The organism is Caenispirillum salinarum (genome assembly GCF_044803115.1).
GTDB lineage: Bacteria > Pseudomonadota > Alphaproteobacteria > Rhodospirillales > Rhodospirillaceae > Caenispirillum > Caenispirillum salinarum_A.
In genome coordinates, this window is record NZ_CP085224.1 from 2,499,110 (window position 1) to 2,516,447 (window position 17,338).

The 17,338-nt window shown below is 66.5% G+C and carries 17 protein-coding genes; 12 read left to right on the top strand and 5 right to left on the bottom strand.

The annotated features are described in order from the left end of the window. Nucleotides 1-17: 17 nt before the first annotated feature. The gene (locus tag LG334_RS11485) at nt 18-746 is read right to left on the bottom strand and encodes a potassium channel family protein (protein ID WP_404386225.1); all 729 of its coding nucleotides are present in this window, start codon (nt 744-746) and stop codon (nt 18-20) included. Between the two features lie 274 nt (nt 747-1,020). Between LG334_RS11485 and LG334_RS11490 the strand changes: the two genes are divergently transcribed. From LG334_RS11490 to LG334_RS11515, 6 genes are all read left to right on the top strand, one after another. Beyond that, nucleotides 1,021-1,323: a hypothetical protein gene (locus LG334_RS11490; RefSeq protein WP_404386227.1), complete on the top strand. Its 303-nt coding sequence runs from the start codon at nt 1,021-1,023 to the stop codon at nt 1,321-1,323. 80 nt (nt 1,324-1,403) lie between these two features. After that, nucleotides 1,404-1,826, top strand: coding sequence for a hypothetical protein (locus LG334_RS11495; protein ID WP_404386229.1), 423 nt, complete (start codon nt 1,404-1,406; stop codon nt 1,824-1,826). 421 nt (nt 1,827-2,247) lie between these two features. After that, a complete protein-coding gene (gene coxB / locus LG334_RS11500) occupies nt 2,248-3,093 on the top strand; it encodes a cytochrome c oxidase subunit II (RefSeq protein ID WP_404386231.1) in 846 nt (281 codons plus the stop codon). Between the two features lie 25 nt (nt 3,094-3,118). After that, nucleotides 3,119-4,753: a cytochrome c oxidase subunit I gene (gene ctaD / locus LG334_RS11505; protein ID WP_404386233.1), complete on the top strand. Its 1,635-nt coding sequence runs from the start codon at nt 3,119-3,121 to the stop codon at nt 4,751-4,753. 79 nt (nt 4,754-4,832) lie between these two features. Continuing rightward, nucleotides 4,833-5,411 carry a cytochrome c oxidase assembly protein gene (locus LG334_RS11510; RefSeq protein WP_404386235.1) on the top strand — a complete coding sequence of 193 codons (579 nt, stop codon included), beginning with the start codon at nt 4,833-4,835 and terminating at the stop codon, nt 5,409-5,411. A 63-nt stretch (nt 5,412-5,474) separates the two neighbouring features. Then, complete coding sequence (locus LG334_RS11515) at nt 5,475-6,278, top strand: cytochrome c oxidase subunit 3 (RefSeq protein ID WP_404386237.1); 804 nt, start codon at nt 5,475-5,477, stop codon at nt 6,276-6,278. Nucleotides 6,279-6,980: 702 nt separating this feature from the next. Here the strand turns inward: LG334_RS11515 and LG334_RS11520 are convergent. Then, nucleotides 6,981-7,175 carry a hypothetical protein gene (locus LG334_RS11520; protein WP_009539950.1) on the bottom strand — a complete coding sequence of 65 codons (195 nt, stop codon included), beginning with the start codon at nt 7,173-7,175 and terminating at the stop codon, nt 6,981-6,983. A gap of 401 nt (nt 7,176-7,576) precedes the next feature. Beyond that, nucleotides 7,577-7,903 carry a hypothetical protein gene (locus tag LG334_RS11525; RefSeq protein ID WP_404386239.1) on the bottom strand — a complete coding sequence of 109 codons (327 nt, stop codon included), beginning with the start codon at nt 7,901-7,903 and terminating at the stop codon, nt 7,577-7,579. Between the two features lie 223 nt (nt 7,904-8,126). Here LG334_RS11525 and LG334_RS11530 point away from each other — a divergent pair, with 223 nt between their 5' ends. The 3 genes from LG334_RS11530 (at nt 8,127) to LG334_RS11540 (ending at nt 9,881) form a co-directional block, all read left to right on the top strand. After that, nucleotides 8,127-8,543: a bacteriohemerythrin gene (locus tag LG334_RS11530; RefSeq protein WP_404386241.1), complete on the top strand. Its 417-nt coding sequence runs from the start codon at nt 8,127-8,129 to the stop codon at nt 8,541-8,543. Then, the gene (locus LG334_RS11535; RefSeq protein WP_404386243.1) at nt 8,482-8,991 is read left to right on the top strand and encodes a cyclic nucleotide-binding domain-containing protein; all 510 of its coding nucleotides are present in this window, start codon (nt 8,482-8,484) and stop codon (nt 8,989-8,991) included. The genes LG334_RS11530 and LG334_RS11535 overlap by 62 nt, the downstream gene beginning before the upstream one ends. Before the next feature lie 107 nt (nt 8,992-9,098). Beyond that, nucleotides 9,099-9,881 (top strand): DUF502 domain-containing protein, encoded by a 783-nt coding sequence (locus LG334_RS11540; protein ID WP_404386245.1) that lies wholly within the window; start codon nt 9,099-9,101, stop codon nt 9,879-9,881. A 134-nt stretch (nt 9,882-10,015) separates the two neighbouring features. Here LG334_RS11540 and mfd read toward each other — a convergent pair whose 3' ends face one another. Continuing rightward, nucleotides 10,016-13,543, bottom strand: a complete 3,528-nt coding sequence (mfd, locus tag LG334_RS11545; RefSeq protein WP_404386247.1) for a transcription-repair coupling factor — start codon at nt 13,541-13,543, stop codon at nt 10,016-10,018. Further along, the gene (locus LG334_RS11550) at nt 13,540-13,812 is read right to left on the bottom strand and encodes a succinate dehydrogenase assembly factor 2 (protein ID WP_009539956.1); all 273 of its coding nucleotides are present in this window, start codon (nt 13,810-13,812) and stop codon (nt 13,540-13,542) included. The genes mfd and LG334_RS11550 overlap by 4 nt, the downstream gene beginning before the upstream one ends. A 128-nt stretch (nt 13,813-13,940) precedes the next feature. Here LG334_RS11550 and recG point away from each other — a divergent pair, with 128 nt between their 5' ends. From recG to LG334_RS11565, 3 genes are all read left to right on the top strand, one after another. Further along, nucleotides 13,941-16,031: an ATP-dependent DNA helicase RecG gene (gene recG / locus LG334_RS11555; RefSeq protein ID WP_404386249.1), complete on the top strand. Its 2,091-nt coding sequence runs from the start codon at nt 13,941-13,943 to the stop codon at nt 16,029-16,031. Nucleotides 16,032-16,099: 68 nt separating this feature from the next. Next, nucleotides 16,100-16,762 carry a sulfite oxidase-like oxidoreductase gene (locus LG334_RS11560; RefSeq protein WP_404386251.1) on the top strand — a complete coding sequence of 221 codons (663 nt, stop codon included), beginning with the start codon at nt 16,100-16,102 and terminating at the stop codon, nt 16,760-16,762. After that, nucleotides 16,749-17,336 carry a glutathione peroxidase gene (locus tag LG334_RS11565; protein ID WP_404386253.1) on the top strand — a complete coding sequence of 196 codons (588 nt, stop codon included), beginning with the start codon at nt 16,749-16,751 and terminating at the stop codon, nt 17,334-17,336. The genes LG334_RS11560 and LG334_RS11565 overlap by 14 nt, the downstream gene beginning before the upstream one ends. Nucleotides 17,337-17,338: the final 2 nt, after the last annotated feature.

Consider the following 17,338-nt stretch of genomic DNA (forward strand, 5'->3'; position numbering starts at 1 on the left):
CGGCCCCTTGAGGCAATTCAAGGGGTTCGCGGCGCCTTCTCATGTTCGGCCGTATCGTTCGCGCCGGTGAAGAAGGACGCGACGATGCCGGTCATCACGCCGAATAGGCCTATCCCGAGGATCATGAGCGCGACCGCGATCAGTCTGCCGGGGCCGGTGACAGGGTAGTGGTCGCCGTACCCGACCGTCGTGATGGTCGTGACCGTCCACCAGAGCGCATCCTCCGCCGTCTTAATATTGGCCCCGGGCACGCCCTGTTCGGCCCACATGATCCCCGCCGAGCTTAGAATGATGGTGATCGCGGAGAGATAGAACGCGCCGGAGACTGCGTTGCCGCGGCGCCGCTTTTTGATATTTCGGACAACGTTTAGCGTCCCGTGGGCTCCGCGGAGCACGCGGATGATGCGCAGCAGTCCGGCAAGGCGAAGGGAGCGCAGAGGCTCCACGGTCGGGACCGCCGCGAGCAGGTCCAGCCACCCCCACCTCATGTACGCCCGTTTGTTCGGTGCCTTTGAAAAGTCGTGGAGGAACTTCCCTGCGAACAGTGTGCAGACACCGTAGTCGATGAATGCGAACAGGCGTCGCATTTCTGGCGAAATCTCGGCGGCAGTCAGTGCCAGGATGGTGGCGACGGAAATTAGCGACAGGAGCACGACAGCCACGTCAGCAACGCCGACAGCATCATGATCCACCGGGGCGGTGGCATCACGCGCCCCGGCATCGGCGAGGCGCCCGTCCGTGTTCATGCGGCTGCGTCCTTTAGGTTGTCGATTATGGGTTACGCTTCTAAAAGATGTGAACCTAGAGGATGCCGGCGTGAAGGGTCAATAGCAGGTGCTTGCCATAACGGCGTAAGCGTGCCGCTTGCGCATCCGCAATGCGCCTGTCCGGCCGCCGTGGCATGACCCCCCACGGCGCCGCGCATCCTCCGTCCGAACACCTTGCGCCATCGCCGATCCGGCACCCATGTGGGTGCGTAAGACGTATTCATCAGGCACGGCACGGCGTGGGGTCTCCGCCATGAGCTTCGACCACCGACACCATCACCATTCCCATCACCACGAGCGGCGGCACACGCTGATCTGGTTCCTTGTCCAGCATTGCGCCGCCGGCGTGATCGCGGGGCTTGTCTTCTGCGGCGCCATCATCGCGACCGATGTCGGCAACATGCGGACGCTGCTGTTCAGCGGTGACGGATTCGGGATGACCGTGGGGCTCTATCTGCTGGTGGGGTCGATCTGCGGCACCTTTGGCAGCGTCGCCATGGCAGTCGGGATCATGCGGCTGGGCGACCACCGCGACCATCCTGACCGCGAGTACTGAAAAACGCCGGTTTTTCCGCCTTTTGCGGGGCTGCCCTCGTATGGCACACTCCGTCCCGTATCTTCGGGAGGAGGGGGATCATGCGACTCACGACAGTTTTCACGCGCCTTGGCGTGGCGACGCTTTTGGCGGCGACAACTCCCGCCGCAGTGGCGCTGGCGGGGGCCATGCCGCCGGAGTACGCCGATCAGCCGCCGGCCCGCTCGGCCGAGCCGACGGCCCCCGCGCCTGCGCCGGAGCCGTCCATATCCCGCCCCCTGGGCAGGCCGGAAGACCTGCTCCCGGTTCCTACCGTGCCCGAGGCCGCTCCGCCGCTTCCGCCAAGCGCCCTTACCGTCACCTATGCCGAGGACGTGGGCTTCTTCAGCCGTCGCGGCTTTGAAGCGGTGAAGGGGGACGCTGCCCTCTACTGCGCGCAATACGGCCGCGTCGCGGCCCTCGACAGCCGCTTCGAGGTGGGCGACGAGTGGTATGTCCGCTTTGACTGCGTGACGCCCCGCTGACCCTCCGCCGGCGCCGCGCGCAGCGACATTGCCGCCCAACATGTGCGGCCCGGACCCGCTCCGGGCCGCTTTTTCGTGTCCCGTCTCAACCGCAAAGCGTTATGCCTGCGGAGTTGATGCGGCGCGGAAACCATGTATGCAACTCGGGTAAAGAAGAAAAACAAGGGGCTTTGCGCGCCGCAACATCAGGAATGCCTACGTTAAAAATAGGTTTGCATGTGTTCAAAAAACCCTTCAAACCGCTCAGGAAGGTGTTGCGGCAGCGGAGACGAATCCTCATACTGTCGTCACATGCAACAAAAGTAATAAGCGTTCGCAGGGACTTGTTGCCGGACTCTCGGCGTTCACCAGACGCATCCAGACCCGTCAAGGGGGCGCCGAACCAAGAGGGCGGCACGGTCCAGCCAAGGGAGGCTAGGACATGGCATTTGGGCTTTCGCGGCTGCGCGGTTTTCGCGCCGCCGTCCTGGCGTTCATCGGTCTCGCGATTGTGGCGGGGCCCGCCGCGGCCGGTCAGCCGGAACCGTGGCAGATGAACATGCAGGACCCCGCGTCTCCGGTCATGACGCAGATCTACGACCTGCACAACTACATCACCATCATCATGATCGGCATCGTTCTGCTGGTCATGGGCCTGCTGGGCTACTGCATCTTCCGCTTCAACGCGAAGAAGAACCCGACGCCGTCCAAGACCAGCCACAACACGCTGCTGGAAATCGCCTGGACGGCCATCCCCGTGCTGATCCTCGTCGCCATCGCAGTGCCGTCTTTCCGGCTGCTGTACTTCATGGACCGCGCCCAGGATGCCGAGATGACGCTCAAGGTCATCGGGCACCAGTGGTACTGGTCCTTCGAGTATCCGGACCACGGCAACGTCGCCCTGGACAGCTTCATGAAGTATCCGGAAGACCTGGAAGAGGGCGAGCCGCGCCTGCTGGCCGTGGACACGCCCGTGGTGCTGCCCGAGGACACCAATATCCGCATCATCACAACTGCGAGCGACGTGATTCACAGCTTCGCCATCCCGGCGCTCGGCCTGAAGACCGACGCCATTCCCGGCCGCCTGAACGAGACCTGGGTGCGGGTGGAAGAACCCGGCATGTATTACGGTCAGTGCTCGGAGCTGTGCGGCGTCAACCACGCCTTCATGCCGGCCGCCTTGAAAATCGTGCCCAGGGAGGAATTCGAGGCCTGGATGAGCGAGACCCAGGCCGCCCAGGGCATCGCCCCGGCGCAGACGCCGGCGACCGAACTCGCCAGCCGGTAACCAGAGGCCGAGAGGGGACTGCATCATGTACGAAGGGACCGCGACCGGCGGGACGGTCGCCCACGATCATCATGACCATGCGCCCAGCGGCTGGAAGCGCTGGGTGCTGTCGACCAATCACAAGGACATCGGGACGATGTACATCGTCTTCGCGATCGTCGCGGGGCTGATCGGCGGCCTGATGTCCATGGTCATCCGCGCAGAGCTGTACGAACCCGGCCTGCAGGTGCTGGGCGGCGACAACCAGCTCTACAACGTCTTCGTCACCGCGCACGGCCTGATCATGGTCTTTTTCGTGGTCATGCCGGCGCTGATCGGCGGGTTCGGCAACTGGTTCGTGCCGCTGATGATCGGCGCGCCGGACATGGCCTTCCCGCGCATGAACAACATCAGCTTCTGGCTGCTGCCGCCGGCCTTCATCCTGCTGCTGCTGGCGCTGGTGACCGGCACCGGGCCGGGCACGGGCTGGACGCTCTACCCCCCGCTGTCGGGCATTGTCAGTCACCCGGACGCCGCCGTGGACCTGGCGATCCTGGCGCTGCACATCGCCGGCATCTCGTCCATCCTGGGCGCCATCAACTTCCTGGTCACCATCCTGAACATGCGGGCGCCGGGCATGAACATGTTCCGCATGCCGCTGTTCGGCTGGTCCATGTTCGTCACGGCCTTCCTGCTGCTGATGGCGGTGCCGGTGCTGGCCGGGGCGCTGACCATGGTGCTGACGGACCGCAACTTCGGCACGGCCTTCTTCGACCCGTCGGCCGGCGGCGACCCGCTGCTGTACCAGCACCTGTTCTGGTTCTTCGGCCACCCCGAGGTCTACATCATGATTTTGCCGGCCTTCGGCATCATCAGCCATGTGATCTCGACGTTCTCGAGGAAGCCCATCTTCGGCTACCTGGGCATGGTCTGGGCAATGGTCGCCATCGGCCTGATCGGCTTCGCTGTCTGGGCCCACCACATGTACACCGTGGGCATGGACGTGGACACCCGTGCCTACTTCATCATGGCGACCATGCTGATCGCCGTGCCGACGGGCATCAAGGTGTTCTCGTGGATCGCGACCATGTGGGGCGGTTCCATCGAGTTCAAGACGCCCATGCTGTTCGCGGTAGGCTTCATTTTCCTGTTCACGGTCGGCGGCGTGACGGGCGTGGTGCTGGCCAACGCCGGCGTCGACATCGCCCTGCACGACACCTACTACGTGGTGGCGCACTTCCATTATGTGCTGTCCCTGGGTGCGCTGTTCGCCATGTTCGCGGGGTTCTACTACTGGATCGGCAAGATGAGCGGCCGCCAGTACCCGGAGATGCTGGGCAAGATCCACTTCTGGCTGACGTTTGTCGGCGTCAACCTGACGTTCTTCCCGCAGCACTTCGCCGGGGCCGCCGGAATGCCGCGCCGCATTCCCGACTACCCGGACGCCTTTACCGCCTGGAACCAGATCTCCACCGTGGGCGCCTACATCGCGGGTGTCGCGGCGGTGTTCTTCATCTACGTGGTCGTCCACACGCTGTGGGCCGGCAAGCGCGCGCCGGCCAACCCCTGGGGCGAGGGCGCGACGACACTGGAGTGGACGCTGACGTCGCCGCCGCCGGTGCACGCTTTCGAGGAACCGCCGGTCATTCCGGGCGGCGGACGTCACGCACCGGCCGAGTGAGGCCGGGAAGGGCGGGGCGGCGGCGCGTCCCGGGGGGCGCCGCCGCCGCCCGCAGCCGATGCTGAAGGGAGGGCTCGCCATGAGCCAGCAGACGCATCCAACGACCAACAAGGGCAACGCCCGCCTGGGCCTGACGCTGGCCGGCGTCGCCGTCGGCATGGTAGGCTTGGCTTTTGCTTCCGTGCCGCTGTACGAGGTGTTCTGTCAGGTCACGGGCTACGGCGGGACGCCCAAGATCGTCGCCCAGAACGAAAGCGACGCCATGGCCGCCGCCGCCGCAGGGCGCGAGATCACGATTCGGTTCGACGGCTCGGTCAACCGCGACCTGCCGTGGCGGTTCCGCCCGTTGCAGACGGCCGTGACGGTACCGCTGGGTCAGGACACGCTTGTCGCCTACCAGGCGCGCAACACGTCGGATGAGCCCATCGTCGGCACGGCGACCTTCAACGTCACACCGTCGAAGGCCGCTCAGTACTTCAGCAAGATCGAGTGCTTCTGCTTCACCGAACAGCGGCTGGAGCCGGGCGAATCCGTGGACATGCCGGTGACGTTCTACGTCGACCCCGCGATTCTGGAGGACGAGCACGCCCGCGACGTCTCGACCATCACGCTGTCCTACACGTTCTTCGAGAAGAAAAAGGGCGACGGCGCCTCATAAGCCGCATACGCCGCCCGCCCGCGCGCGAGACAACGCCGCGACAGAACAAGGGAGCGCCACACCATGAGCGAGGTTCAGGCCAATTCGGCCCGCAAGCACCCCTATCACATCGTCGACCCCAGCCCCTGGCCGTTCCTCGGCTCTCTGGGTGTGTTGGTGCTGGCGGTCGGGGCGGTGCAATACTTCCACGATGCCCCGCCGTGGGTGATGCTGGCCGGCTTCGCGCTGGTGCTGGTCACCATGTTCGGCTGGTGGCGCGACGTGGTGAAGGAAGGTATGGAGGACAAGGCCCACACCGCCAAGGTGCGGCTCGGCCTGCGCATGGGCATGGGCATGTTCATCGCATCCGAGGTGATGTTCTTCGTCGCCTTCTTCTGGGCCTACTTCAACAATGCCTTTCTGGTCAGCCCCGGCGTCACCGCCTGGCCGCCGGAGGGCATCGAGACCCTGCACGCATGGGGCCTGCCGGCCATCAACACGGCCATCCTGCTGACGTCCGGCGTGACGCTCATGTTCTCGGCAAAGGCCATGAAGCGCGGCAGCCAGGGCGGCCAGCTGTTCTGGCTGGGGGCGACCATCGGGCTGGGCGTGATTTTCCTCATCCTGCAGATGGTGGAATACGGCGAAGCGGCCTTCGGCTTCACCGAAGGCATCTATCCGTCGGTGTTCTACATGGCGACGGGCTTCCACGGCTTCCACGTCTTCGTTGGCGTGTGCTTCCTGGCGGTCATGTTCGCGCGGGCCTGGAACGGTCATTTCGTGCGCGAGCGCCACAGCATCGGCTACGAGGCGTCGGAGTGGTACTGGCACTTCGTCGACGTCGTGTGGCTGTTCCTGTTCGTCGTCTTCTACTGGTGGGTCGGCTGATCCGTACCGCCCGCGAAACAATTTCTGCTTTCCGACCCGGTCAGCCCCTGTGGCGGCCGGGTCTTTTCGTGCGCCGGCGGAACGGTCCGAAACGGATGGAGAAAGCGCTTGCCGTTTGACCTCGGGCTGCTGTATGTTCCGCTCCTCTTCGGCGGGTCGCGCCCTGCGCGTCCGACTTTTCCACAAGACCATCGTCGCAGCTTCCATCGGACCGACATTCGTCGGTGCCGATGTTTTGTGCATTTCGAATGACAGATGGCGGCGAGGACCGGCTTGACTCTCAGCCCGATACCACCGCCGCTTCCATCATCGCGAAACGGCGGGAATCCAGGTGTCCCCGAGGGTCTGGGGCCTCATTCAAAGGACGCGCGAGTCGAGCCGTCTGGTGTAGTTCGGGCCTGCCTCTTTCGTGGGCGAAGGCTCTGCCTGCTTCTTGGGCAGAGGGGTCACAGCCTCGGGGATGCCTTGGGTAGCGGCCTCCGTGCACAGACTTATCCACAGAGTTTGGGGAAAAGAAGTCGGTTTCTTGACGCCGCCTGTGCCCTCGCCGCCCGGCATGCCGTTCGCCCTTTCTCAACGGAAAAAGGGGACGCCGCATGGGCGTCCCCTTTCTCGTGGAAGCGCGGGTCAGAGGCCAGAACCGTCAAAGCCGCCTTACCATTCGGCAAGGCGGTCGGGCCAGCCCCCGCGCGAATTCTGGGATCAGCCCTGCGGAGGCTGTTCCGGCAGGTTGATCTCGGCGGTGGGATCGGCCTCGACGAGCTTCGCCACTTCCTCGTAAGCCGACGCGTTCTGCTCCATCTGCTCGGCCAGGTTCGGATTGTCCTGACCGACGGCGCGGAAGAAATTGGCGGCGCCGCGGAGCATGTCGCCGGCGACGTTGGCAATGGTGGCCATTGGGCTTTCCCCTATGTTTTCGAAATACCGTGTATACAGGCGCAGGCTAACAAGCCGAGCCCTTGGCGGTCAAACGCGGGAACGCGGCCAACGGCTACAAATTTTCGGCAGCGCCGCAATGACCGGCGGCGCCGGACGTCCTCAGCGGACGGTCGCCGGCTCCACCCACCAGATCATGTGCGGCTGGGCGCGGCGCTCATGCGCGGCGCGGAACTCCGCAAGGTACCGTCCGACAGGGGCGGAGAGAACACCCGTTGCGCCCGAAAACGCCGATTTCCAGACAACGTTGTACAGCGGCATGACGATCCCCGTATCCAATGTCGCACCTCTTCCCGAATGTGGGTGCCAGATACGACTTTGGAAGGATATTCGGGCGGATTCAATCCTAAAGTTCCAAAGGCTTAGTCGGAGGAACTGAATTTTCCGCCCCCGCATTTGGCGGCAATGGCGTTTGCGACCCGCGCCACGGCCCACTCGCGATCGGCCGCAGCGACGCCGTGCAGCAGGTTTCCGCCGACGACGCGGACGTTGGGCCCCTTGGTGCAGTGCCCGAAGCAAGGGCCTGGTGTGACGGCGATGTCCGCCGGCAGCCGGCCGTCGGCCACGGCCGCGTCCAGGGCTGCCAAAACGTCGGCGGCGCCGCGACGGCCACAGGAGTCGGCGGAGGTGCCGAACCGCTGGTTCGTGCAGACGAGGACACGGCACCGGCTGGTGCTGACGGCGGGCATGACAACTCCTTTCAGTGCGGCGCGAGCGGGCACTAATTTCCTTGGATTTCCGCCCTCCGTGTCCATTTAAGCTGCATACCGCCCAAAGCCGAGTATGACCATCGGATATACCGGCAGAGACGGTATCCTCCAGTACCTTTGCGCCGGGAGGAGCACGATGGGACACTTCACCCTCATGACCGGTATCGGAAATCCCCTCATGGCGAGGGCGGGGAGTCGGCCCATGCGCATCGAGTGGCGCCCGGAATTCTCCAGCGGGGTGCAGGAGGTGGATGCCATGCACCGCCTCATCATTGACCTCCTCACCACTCTTGACGCCGCCGGGGTCGAGGACCCCGCGGGTGTGCCCGGTGCCATGCGCGACCTCGACCGCACCGTGCGCGCGCACTTCGAGTACGAGGAAGCGCTGCTGGGCAACCTGGGGGCGCAGGCGACGGCGTCCCATCGGCGGGAGCACGCCCACCTGCTGCGCCTGCTCGGCGATGGCGTGACGCTGTGCGACGACAGGCGCTCGTCCGAGGCGCTGCCCACCTTCGTGCGCGTCATCGGCCGATGGCTTTTGCACGAGATATCGACGAATGACCGCCACCTGTTTGCCTACATGCGTGCGCGCAGTGGCCGGCCTGTCGCGGACCTGTAGCAAGCGCCCGCTTGGAGCAGCCGGCCGCCTGAGCTATAACGAACGGGAACTGCAGGTCAGGGGGGGCGGCCAGGTGCGCAGCACGAATGTGGAAAAGCAGACGCGGATCATCGAACGCCGGGTCGTGAACCCAGGGCAGTACGTCTTCCGCGAGGGCGAACCGGGCGACCGTGCCTACCTGGTGCAGGAGGGCAAGGTCGAGATCATCAAGCGCACACCGAACGGCGAGAAGCTTCTCGGCGACGTTGGCCGGGGAGGGATCTTCGGCGAAATGGCGCTGATCGACAACCAGCCGCGCATGGCCTCGGCCCGCGCCGCTGAGCAGACGACGCTGGTGGTGGTCACGCACGAGCAGTTCGAGAAGAAGCTGAAGGATGCCGATCCTTTCATCCGCGGGCTTTTGAACATCTTCGTCCGCAATATCCGGCAGATGGCGTCGCGGACCTGAGACAGCCGTGACCCGGCGGCCCAACCGGCGCCGGAAGAAGGCCGTTGAACTCCGGCACGCTTTCCACCACAGTCTGATCCCACGGCCTTTGAATTCAACGGACATCCATGAGCCAGGACTACCACGACCCGTCGGACCCTTCGGGGCCGTCGCAGGATCATGTCGACATTCCCCTGGTCGCGCCGCGCATTACCATGCTGGGGCGGCTGCGGGCGTACTTCTTCGCCGGCATCCTGGTTACCGCGCCCGCGGCGATCACGTTCTATGTGGCGTGGCTCATCATCGGCTTTATCGACAAGCAGGTCACCAGCCTGCTGCCGGGCCGCTACAACCCGAACGAAATCCTGCCGTTCTCCATTCCGGGACTCGGGCTGATCATCCTGATCATCTTCCTGGTGATGGTGGGCGCCTTCGCCGCCGGATTCCTGGGCCGCATGGCAGTGCGCACGAGCGAGAACCTGCTGGCCCGCATGCCGGTCATCCGGTCGGTCTATGGCGCGGTGAAGCAGATCTTCGAGACGGTGCTGGCCACCAAATCCACCGCCTTCCGCCAGGTGGTGCTGGTGGAGTATCCGCGCCGGGGCATCTGGGCCATGGGCTTCGTCTCGGGCATCACCGAGGGCGAGGTCCAGAACCTGACGGAGGACGAACTGATCAACGTCTTCCTGCCCACCACGCCCAACCCCACCAGCGGCTTTCTGCTGTTCGTGCCCCGGCGCGACCTGGTGGTGCTGAACATGAGCGTGGAGGAGGGCATCAAGATGGTCGTCTCGGGCGGCATCGTGACGCCTGTCGATCCGCGCCCGGCAGAGGAAAAGAAGGTGCCGTTGCTGGCTTCCACCGAGTCCAACCCGCCGCCGCCGGTGCCGGAAGAACGGCAGCCCTGGTGAGCTACCAGTAGACGAGGCTTGGCGGCTTCCGGGGCCGCCCGGCCCTGGAGTTTCCTTTCGTGGGAGCGGGCGTTTTTTTTTGGGGCGGCAGCCCCAAGCGCGAAGCGCTCACCGGACGGCGGCACCCCAAGCGCTCAACGCGCTCCCGCGCCCTCTTCCTCCCGCGCCAGATCGGCCAGCTGCCTGAGCAGGTGCTTGGCACCTTCCAGCCGTTCCTTCGGCGTGTCCCAGCGGCGTTGCACGACCAGCTTGTGGTCGGGACGGACCTTCACCGTGCCGACCTGCTGACTGATGAAGCGCACCAGCCCGCCGGGATTGGGGAAGGTGTTGTCGCGCAGGCCGACCACCGCGCCCTTTGGGCCGGCATCCAGCTTTTCCACGTTCGCCAGTCGGCAGAAGGCTTTGATCGTAACCACTTCCAGCAGGTTCTTCACCTCGTCGGGCAGCGGGCCGAAGCGGTCGATCATTTCCACGGCCAGAGCCTCGATCTCCTCGGTGTCCTTCACGTCGCCGATGCGGCGGTAGAGCGACAGGCGCAGACCCAGGTCCTTGACGTAGCTCTCGGGGATCAGCACCGGCATGCCGATGTTGATGTTGGGCGACCATTCGGTGCCCACCTCGTCGCCCAGGCCCTCGCCGGACTTGGCGGCGGAAACGGCCTCTTCCAGCAGGTGCTGATAGAGTTCGATGCCCACTTCCTTGATGTGGCCCGACTGTTCGTCGCCCAGCAGGTTGCCGGCGCCGCGAATGTCGAGGTCGTGGCTGGCGAGCGTGAAGCCCGCGCCCAGGCTGTCAAGCGTCTGCATCACTTGAAGCCGCTTCTCCGCCGTGGCCGTCAACGGCTTGGAGGGCGGCAGGGTCAGGTAGGCATAGCCGCGCACCTTGCCGCGCCCGACGCGCCCGCGCAGCTGGTAGAGCTGCGCCAGGCCGAACATGTCCGCCCGGTGCACGAAGATCGTGTTGACCGAGGGCATGTCGAGGCCCGACTCGATGATGTTGGTCGCCAGCAGGATGTCGTACTGCCCTTCCGCGAAGGCGGTCATGACGTCTTCCAGTTGCGTCGGCGTCATCTGTCCGTGGGCGACGGCGACCTTCACCTCGGGCACCAGCCGGTTGAGGCGGTCGGCGACGCGGTCTATGTCGGCCAGGCGTGGGCAGACGTAGAAGCACTGGCCGCCGCGATAGCGCTCGCGCAGGATCGCCTCGCGCACCACCACGCCGTCGAAGGGCAACACGAAGGTGCGCACGGCCAGGCGGTCCACCGGCGGCGTGGCGATGATCGACAGCTCCCGCACGCCCGTCAGCGCCAGTTGCAGCGTGCGCGGGATGGGCGTGGCGGTCAGCGTCAGCACGTGGACGTCGGCGCGCATGGCCTTCAGGCGCTCCTTGTGGGCGACGCCGAAATGCTGTTCCTCATCGACAATCAGCAGGCCCAGGCGCTTGAAATTGATGGATTTTGCCAGCAGCGCGTGGGTACCGACGACAATATCCACCGTGCCGTCGGTCAGGCCCTTCTTGGTGGCGGTCGCCTGCTTGGGCGCGACCAGCCGCGACAGCTGCTCGATGCGCACCGGCATGCCCTGGAAGCGCTCCTGGAAGGTCATGTAGTGCTGGCGGGCGAGCAGGGTGGTCGGCACCACCACGGCCACCTGCATCCCCGACATGGCGGCGATGAAGGCGGCGCGCAGGGCCACTTCCGTCTTGCCGAAGCCGACGTCGCCGCAGACCAGCCGGTCCATGGGGCGGCCCTTGCCCAGGTCGTCGGTGATGGCGTCGATGGCTTTCAGCTGGTCCTCGGTCTCCGCGTAGGGGAAGCGGGCGCAGAACTCGTCCCACAGCCCTTCCGACGGCGTCATGCTCTCCGCGCTTTTCAGCTGGCGCACGGCCGCGATGCGGATGAGCTGCTCCGCCATGTCGCGGATGCGCTCCTTCAGCTTGGACTTGCGCGCCTGCCACGCCGGGCTGCCCAGGCGGTCGAGCTGCACGCCGGCGGTCTCGGAGCCATAGCGGCTGAGGACGTCGATGTTCTCCACCGGCAGGAACAACTTGTCGCCGCCGTCGTAGATCAGCCGCAGGCAGTCGTGCGGCGCGCCGCCGACCTGGAGCGTCTCCAGCCCGTCGTAGCGGCCGATGCCGTGCTCGACGTGCACCACAAGGTCGCCCTCGGCCAGCGCGCTGACGTCCTGGATGAACTTGTCGCCCCGCCGCTTCTTCTTGGCCGGGCGGGCGAGGCGGTCGCCGAGGATGTCCTGTTCGGAAATCAGCGCCAGGCCCGGCGCGACGAAGCCGCGCTCCAGCCCCAGCACCAGCATGGCGACGGCCTTGGCGCCCGTCTTGCGGGCGTCTTCCCAGGTGTCGACGTACTCCAGCTTCTCCAGCCCGTGTTCCCGCATGACGCCGCCGATGCGGTCGCGGGAGCCGGGGGAGTAGCAGCAGACGACCACCGTCTGCCCGTCCCGCTGCTTGCCCAGCACATGAGTGCGCAGGGCGTCGTAAACGTTCTCGTCCGGACGCGCGCGCACGTCGGCAAAGTCGCGTCCCGGCAGACCGCCGGCATCCACGGCATCCGACCCCACGTCCGGGGCCGGGAAGGGGGAAAACAGGGCGCAGGGCCGCGCGTTCAGCAGGCGGTCGTATTCGTCCGCGCCCAGGTACATGCGCTCGATGGGCACCGGGTGATAGACAAAGCCGCCCTCGGCCATGTTCTGGTCCGACAGCGTGCGGCGCGCGTCGTAGTATTCCTGCACCATCTCCAGGCGCGAGGCGCGGGCCTCAAGCCCCTGGTGGTCGATCGTCACCACGGCGTCGGGCACATAGGCGAACAGGGTGTCCAGGCCGTCATGGAACAGCGGCAGCCAGTGCTCCATGCCCTGGAACTTACGGCCCTCGGACACGCTCTCGTACAGAGGGTCGTCCTTGCCGGCGGCGCCGAACAACTCGCGGTAGCCGGTGCGGAAGCGGGCGATGGCCTCCTCGTCCAGCGACACTTCGGACATGGGCTTCAGCAGCACCTGCTCGGCCTTGCCGGTGGTGCGCTGGGTCATGGGGTCGAACGTGCGGATGCCGTCCACCTCGTCGCCGAACAGGTCGAGACGGAAGGGGTCCTCGCTGCCCGGCGGGAACAGGTCGACGATGCCGCCGCGAATGGCGTACTCGCCCGCCTCCATGACCTGCTCGGCGCGGGTATAGCCGTTGCGGATCAGGTACTCGGACAGGCTGTCGAGGTCCAGGTCCTCGCCCAGCCGGATGGCGAAGACGGCCTCCAGGAACGTCTCCCGCCGGGGCACCCGCTGGACGGTGGCGCCGATGGTCGCCAGCAGGATGCGCGGGCCTTCGGTCCCCGTGCGCGGCTGGGCGAGGCGCGAGAGCGTGTCGACGCGCCGCGCCACGATGTCGCCGTGGGGGCTGACGCGGTCGTAGGGCACGCAGTCCCACGCCGGGAACTCCAGGACCTCCACGTCCGGCGCGAAGGTCGCCAGGGCCTCGCGCAGGGTGGCGAGGCGCACGTCGTCGCGGGCCAGGTGCAGGATTTCCGGGGCGGAGCCGGAGCGGGCGAGGTCAGCCAGCACCAGGGCGTCATAGCCTTCCGGCAGCCCCGCAAGCTTGCGGCGGCCGGGCTGGGCGAACAGCGTTTCGGGGTCGATCACAGGCGCGGCCGTCACCGGTACGCTTCACGCTCGGCGTTGGGGCGGAAGGCGCGCAGCATGTGGAAAACGTCGTGGTCATGGCGGGCCGGCACGGGTTCCTTGCCCATGATCCAGTCCATGATGTCCATGTCCAACTCGTCCATCAGGGTCTCCAGCCGGTCCACCTGCTCGGGCGTAAGCTCGTCCAGGTGGGTTTCGGCGAAGCGGCCGATCAGCACGTCGGCCTCCTTCATGCCCCGGTGGTTGGCGCGGTAGAGCAGGCGCTTGCGGCGAATTTCGTCCACGGGTCCATCCATTCCATCAAAGCGTGCGACGACGGTTGGCCTGAGATATATAGGCTTCAACGGCTGCTGTCAGCCCATCGCCCGCGCCTCGTGCGTTTCCCTCTGCCGATCAACGGTCTCGCGGCCTCATGCGTCCCTACGTCCTCAACGACCTGTTCACCGACATCCGCACGCTCCCCGGCATCGGCCCCAAGCTGGCGCCGCTGGTGGAGAAGCTTGTGGGCGGGCCGCATGTGGTGGACATGCTGTGGCACCTGCCGAGCGGCATGATCGACCGCCGCAGCGCGCCGCCGCTGAACGAGGTCCGCGACGGGCAGGTCATCACCGTCCTGGTGCGCGTGCTGGAGCACCATTCAGGCCCCACGCCGCGCAGCCCGACGCGCATCGTCTGCGCCGACGGGTCGGGGGCGCGGCTGCATCTTGTCTACTTCCACCTCAAGCGAAAGTTCCTGGAAACCCTGCTGCCCATCGGGTCCACCCGCGTGGTTTCCGGCAAGGTGGAGATGTATCGCGACGAACCGCAGATGACCCACCCCGACCATGTGGGCCCGCCGGAGGACCTGGACAGCCTGCAACGGGTGGAGCCCGTCTATCCCATGACGGCGGGCGTTCAACCCCGGACGCTGGGCAAGGCCATGGCCGGGGCGCTGGCCCGCGTGCCGGCGGAAATGCCCGAGTGGCTGGACCCGAGCGTCAAGGACCGCCGGCACTGGTCCGACTGGTCGAGCACCATCCGGGCCGCGCACGCGCCGGAGGACGAGGAAGACCTGTCACCGCTCTCGCCCATTCGCCAGCGGCTGGCCTATGACGAGCTGCTGGCCAACCAGCTCGCCCTGCTTCTGGTGCGCGCCAGCCAGAAGAAACTGGCCGGCCGCAGCTTGCAGGGCGATGGAAGACTTCGCGCTAATGTGCTGGAGGCGTTGCCTTTTTCCCTGACGGGTGCGCAGGAGCGCAGCCTGAAGGAGATCGGCGAGGACATGGCTGCGGAAAGCCGAATGCTGCGCCTGCTTCAGGGCGACGTGGGCTCGGGCAAGACCGTGGTGGCGCTGCTGGCGATGCTGAATGCCGTGGAGACGGGCGCCCAGGCGGCCCTCATGGCGCCCACGGAAATCCTCGCCCGCCAGCACCTGGCGACGCTGGAGCCGCTGGCAGAGGCCGCCGGCGTGCGCATGGCACTGCTGACGGGGCGCGACAAGGGCAAGGCGCGCGAGGCCCTGCTGGGGGAGCTCCAGGCCGGCTTCATCGACATCATCGTCGGCACGCACGCCCTGTTCAGCGAGGACGTGGTGTTCCGCGATCTTGCCATGGCGGTCATCGACGAACAGCACCGCTTCGGCGTCCACCAGCGCCTGCAACTGGCGGCCAAGGGGCGGCATCCGGACATCCTGGTGATGACGGCCACGCCCATCCCGCGCACGCTGTCGCTGACGCTGTATGGCGACATGGACAGCAGCAAGCTCGACGAGAAGCCGCCCGGCCGCAAGCCGGTGGACACGCGCACGGCCTCCATCCAGCGGCTGGACGAGATCGTGGGCGCGGTCCGCCGCAAGGTCGACAGCGGGGCCAAGGTCTACTGGGTCTGCCCGCTGGTGGAGGAGAGCGAGGTGTCCGACCTCGCCGCCGCCGAGGCCCGCCATGCCCACCTGCGCGAGACGTTCGGCGACCGCGTGGGGCTCGTGCACGGCAAGATGAAGGGCGCGGACAAGGATGCCGTCATGGAAGCCTTCGCCGGCGAGGGGCTCGACGTTCTGGTGGCGACGACGGTGATCGAGGTGGGCGTCAACGTGCCCGAGGCCACCGTGATGGTCATCGAGCACGCCGACCGCTTCGGCCTCGCCCAGCTTCACCAGCTGCGCGGGCGCATCGGGCGCGGCGACAAGGCGTCCACATGCCTGCTGCTGTTCGGAGAGCCTGTCAGCGAGACGGCGCGGGCCCGGCTTTCAATCATGAAGGAAACCGAGGACGGCTTCCGCATCGCCGAGGAGGACCTGCGCCTGCGCGGCGGCGGCGAGGTTCTCGGCACGCGGCAGGCGGGGATGCCGGAGTTCCGGGTGGCCGACCTGGCGATCCACGGCGAACTGCTCGCCATGGCCCGCGACGACGCCCGCCTCATCGTCGGCCGCGACCCCAACCTGGACAGCGAGCGCGGCAAGGCCCTGCGCGTGCTGCTGTACCTGTTCGAGCGCGACGAGGGCGTGCGGACGCTGCGTAGTGGGTGAGGGGCTTTCAGCCGCCGGGCGTGGCCCTCATATGGCGAATGTCCGCTTCAACAGGGAGCCTCTCCCCCGTGACCGATCATCCTGATCCGACCCCCGGCAGCATCCGTAGCAAGCTGCGACGGGCCGAGCACCGAGTGGGCCTGAGCGGAGAGCGTCCGGCCACGCCGGAGGAGCGCCGGCTGCCGCAGGGGCAGCGGCTGGTGGGGCAGCTTCCGGTCCTGGACCTGGGCGTTCAGCCGAGCATCCGTCCGGGCGACTGGCGGTTGTCCGTTGCGGGCGCGGTGGACGCGCCCGTGCGGTGGGACTGGGATACCTTCATGGCGCGGCCGCAGGCGACGCTCACGCACGACATCCACTGCGTCACCAACTGGTCGGTCTACGATCAGGAATGGACGGGTGTTCAGGCGCGCGATCTGCTGGACGTGGTTCGCCCGAAGCCAGAGGCCAGGGCGGTCATGCTGAAGTCCCACGACGGCTATTCCGCCAACGTGCCGCTGACGGTGTTCGCAGGCGAGGACGTTCTCCTCGCCCACACGCTGAACGGCGCGCCTCTGGACCCCGCCCACGGCGGGCCGGTGCGGGCGGTCATCCCGCGCCTGTACTTCTGGAAGAGCGCCAAGTGGTTGCGGCGCATCGAGTTTTTGGAGCAGGACGCGCCCGGCTACTGGGAGGCGCGCGGCTATCACAACGACGGCGACCCCTGGAAGGAACAACGCTATGACGGCGGCTAAATTCGTCCTTGCGGCGGCGGCCATGCTGGCCGGCGGCCTGTTCGCGGCCAACGCGCAGGCGGCGGGGCAGGGCAGCGCCCACGACTTCGAATTCCGCACCATCGAGGGCGCGCCCCTGCCCATGAAGGACTTCGCGGGCAAGGCCGTGCTGGTAGTCAATACCGCCAGCAAATGCGGCTTCACGCCGCAGTACGAGCAGCTTCAGGCGGTGTGGGACAAGTATCGCGACCGGGGACTTGTGGTCCTCGGCGTGCCCTCCAACGACTTCGGCGGGCAGGAGCCGGGGTCGGCGGCCGAAATCAAGGACTTCTGCGAGACCACTTTCTCCGTCGACTTTCCGCTGGCGGAAAAGGAAGTGGTGAAGGGCGACGACGCCCATCCCTTCTACCGCTGGGCGCGCGATGAACTGGGCGATCTGGCGGCACCCAAGTGGAACTTCCACAAGTACCTTGTCGCCCCGGACGGGCGCTTGGTGGACTGGTTTTCCACCGTCACCCGCCCCGATTCGGAGAAGGTGCTGGCCGCTATCGAGAAGACCCTGCCGACCGGTGAGCAGGCCCGCACCGCGCAATGAGC

Excerpts from the sequence above, each read along its gene's own strand:
- LG334_RS11535 (WP_404386243.1), top strand. The coding sequence starts at position 8,482 with ATGACCGCCACCTGTTTGCCTACATGCGTGCGCGCAGTGGCCGGCCTG.
- LG334_RS11495 (WP_404386229.1), top strand. The coding sequence starts at position 1,404 with ATGCGACTCACGACAGTTTTCACGCGCCTTGGCGTGGCGACGCTTTTG.
- LG334_RS11515 (WP_404386237.1), top strand. The coding sequence starts at position 5,475 with ATGAGCGAGGTTCAGGCCAATTCGGCCCGCAAGCACCCCTATCACATC.
- coxB (WP_404386231.1), top strand. The coding sequence starts at position 2,248 with ATGGCATTTGGGCTTTCGCGGCTGCGCGGTTTTCGCGCCGCCGTCCTG.
- LG334_RS11510 (WP_404386235.1), top strand. The coding sequence starts at position 4,833 with ATGAGCCAGCAGACGCATCCAACGACCAACAAGGGCAACGCCCGCCTG.
- LG334_RS11540 (WP_404386245.1), top strand. The coding sequence starts at position 9,099 with ATGAGCCAGGACTACCACGACCCGTCGGACCCTTCGGGGCCGTCGCAG.
- LG334_RS11490 (WP_404386227.1), top strand. The coding sequence starts at position 1,021 with ATGAGCTTCGACCACCGACACCATCACCATTCCCATCACCACGAGCGG.
- LG334_RS11565 (WP_404386253.1), top strand. The coding sequence starts at position 16,749 with ATGACGGCGGCTAAATTCGTCCTTGCGGCGGCGGCCATGCTGGCCGGC.
- LG334_RS11520 (WP_009539950.1), bottom strand. The coding sequence starts at position 7,175 with ATGGCCACCATTGCCAACGTCGCCGGCGACATGCTCCGCGGCGCCGCC.
- ctaD (WP_404386233.1), top strand. The coding sequence starts at position 3,119 with ATGTACGAAGGGACCGCGACCGGCGGGACGGTCGCCCACGATCATCAT.
- LG334_RS11530 (WP_404386241.1), top strand. The coding sequence starts at position 8,127 with ATGCGCATCGAGTGGCGCCCGGAATTCTCCAGCGGGGTGCAGGAGGTG.
- LG334_RS11525 (WP_404386239.1), bottom strand. The coding sequence starts at position 7,903 with ATGCCCGCCGTCAGCACCAGCCGGTGCCGTGTCCTCGTCTGCACGAAC.
- LG334_RS11485 (WP_404386225.1), bottom strand. The coding sequence starts at position 746 with ATGAACACGGACGGGCGCCTCGCCGATGCCGGGGCGCGTGATGCCACC.
- recG (WP_404386249.1), top strand. The coding sequence starts at position 13,941 with ATGCGTCCCTACGTCCTCAACGACCTGTTCACCGACATCCGCACGCTC.